1 protein-coding gene is annotated in these 2,731 nt (G+C 44.5%); it reads right to left on the bottom strand.

The window, feature by feature from the left end:
- Positions 1–2,525, bottom strand: a 2,525-nt coding sequence (locus QT974_RS33255) for a vWA domain-containing protein (RefSeq protein WP_333472627.1), incomplete at its 3' end; no start/stop codon positions are given.
- Positions 2,526–2,731: the final 206 nt, after the last annotated feature.

Here is a 2,731-nt window from a genome sequence, read left to right on the forward strand (position 1 = left end):
CCTACGGTGAAATACTCATTCTTAGCATACACGCTAATAATGCAATCTCCCACTTCAAAAAACATCCCCTCTTGCTCATCTTTAGAGAATTGCAAGTTGCTGTATTTAGCATTCATTTCATCAGCAGTCGCCGCCTTCGCCTCCATTTCATCGGGAATAAGTCCGGTTGAACCGATGTAGAAAACTAGCGGCGAAACTTTCTCAGTGTACACTTTTTCGGCGTAGGTTTCCAGTTGCTCGTTTGCACGGGTTAAAGCAGCGACAAATTCGTCTCGCTTGACATCTTCTTCTTGCCATTTTGCTTGCAGAAGCCTCAGCAAACTGTCTGCACCAACTTTAGCTAAGGTAGCGCTAACAATTCCGTTATTTTCCAACCCCAAAAAGTCATCGAAAATTTGTTTCATCAAGTCGTCAACTTTGGTGATTTTGGTGCGGGATGAAACTGTTTTGTGTGCGAAGACGACAGGCTCATCTAAGGTGATGTCAAATGTCGGTTTTGCCAGCTTTTCGCCCGTGTTTTTGTGGTAAACTTCGTAAAGGCGATCGAGAAATTTGTTGGCTGAGTGCAATTTGCCGAAGTTGAGGATGTTTTTGCTGCCGATGTCGATTTTGTAGCTGACTCGCGAATCTACTGTACCGTTGGCGATCGCACTTTTCAACTCTGTGTACTCCGTCGTCGTCGGAAAGTTGAGGTAAAGGCTTTTCGACAGATAGTGCTGTTTCAACTCTTCCAACTGTTGAGCCGTATAACTCTCGGATGCTTCCTTTAAATGAGCCGAGAGAATGCTGGAGAGAATTTTAATGTTGGCGAGTTGCTCAAACACTCCGTCAAGGCTGCCGTAACGCCCGTTTAAAGGTACTAGCGGCAAATTTTCTAAGTTAAGATCGTACTCCGAATGGAAGTCAAAATCTCCCGCAGGCGAGCCGTCTTGTTCGAGAGTACCGCATTTTTTGAGCACATCAAACACTGCTTTGCTGCTGATTTTGGTTCGCAGCGACTTGATATTAACTTCGCCGTCGCTGACAATAGTATAATTGTTGAAAGTATTGAGGTCTGTCACCAGAATTCCTGCCACTTCTGCGATCGCACTTCCATCCTCAACTTTTACCAGTTTAACTTTCCTGGTAATCAGCATATTGATGGTAGCGGTATTTTGATCGATCGCAAATGAACCCATCCGCACGTATTCGCCGCCATCTAAGAATTCTGTTTTCAGCCAAGGCTTGACAAGGTTGCCGTTTTCGTCTCGCTTTCCTTCAACTCGCTTCAAACCTTTGCGCTGATAGTTTTCTTGCAAGTGTTTCAAGTTGATGATGATGCTGTTGCTGTTGTCCTCCAATATCTCGATCAACTCCAGCAGGGAAATTTTATCGCTGACTTTTACCCGATCGCCAATTTGATGATTTTGCAACACATCAGGCGCAAACACAGCCCGTTCCAAATCCTCCGTAAACTCGGCTATTTGGGCATTTGTCAAAGCTTTCGCGTGTTTTTCGGTCAAAGTAGCGTCGAAGGTGCTCGCCAGCGCATACTTCGCCGCATTCAAATTGCCATCAGCGAGGTTAGCTTTCGCAAAAGCAAACACCGACTCATCAGTTTGAGCAACCGGAACTTCTAATTTGTCATACTCATCTTTGGTGATTTGCTGATACTTGTAAAACAATCCCGCATCGTCTGCTTTCAGCCCGCAGATTTTCAGCGTACTCGATGAACCGCTGATTTTCTTGCCGCTTTTGGAAACAAAAACTTGATAATCGTATTCCTTAATTAACGGTTCTTCCAGCGGCGGCGCCACGGAATCACCTAACAGTTTTGTACTGTCGTACAGAGCATCATAAACCATTTTGACTTCGCCAGCCCGGATGCAATTTCCCGATAAAGTGTTGGCAATTTTTGAGAGCAGTTTGAAGTCAGCAGAAGCATAGGATATCGTGTTTGCAAACACATCCATCTCCTTAAGTTCGTTGCAAATTTCCGCTAGTTTCGCAGCTTCGGCATTAGGACTCGGGTCATTTGCATAACCGTCTGTGTGCAAGTTAATTGCTGTCACTTCTCCTGCTTTCACCAGAGATTTAGCAAGCTGCATCGACTGCGATATGCAGGTACAGCCCGCGGTTTGGATATTTTTAATTTGTTTGATGTATTGAGAGTCAATCTTCGTCACTTCTTGAATGGGAATTCGCTGGAAGTGACTAATTACGTCTCCATTGCCGGCGTAGGAAATGAGGCTGACAATTAGTTGGTAATTGTTGTATTCGTCTAAGGTCAAAAGCTTGACTAAGGTTTCTTTCAGCGGTTTTAAGTCATAATACATCGAGCCGGAGCGATCGATAATGATGATGCTGTGGGCGACGGATTTTTCGGGGATATCGCCGGGCTTTCTTTCGAGATTGAGGCGATCGACTAAATAGAATGCCTTTTCATTTCCGGCAAAATTATAGAGGGTAAATTTGGTGCGATTATTCGAGGCTGCTTGGCTGCTGGAACTTTTGACCTGAGATGATTGTTTTGCTTGCCGTGCCATACTTTCACCTATGTTGATTTATTCCTCAACACTATCCTGACACGCCCTTTTGTCGGTGTCAAGGCCTGTTGAGGAAAATTATCTGCTAGGCTGAATAAGCATTAATACTTAGTTATTGTAGGGAAGTGCGATCGGGTGCATCTGGATTTTTGCAAATATATCTGTAGGGGCGAAGCATGACCGCAATCAATATGGGATTATAACTA

The organism is Microcoleus sp. BM001215392 (assembly GCF_036700185.1).
Classification (GTDB): domain Bacteria; phylum Cyanobacteriota; class Cyanobacteriia; order Cyanobacteriales; family Microcoleaceae; genus Microcoleus.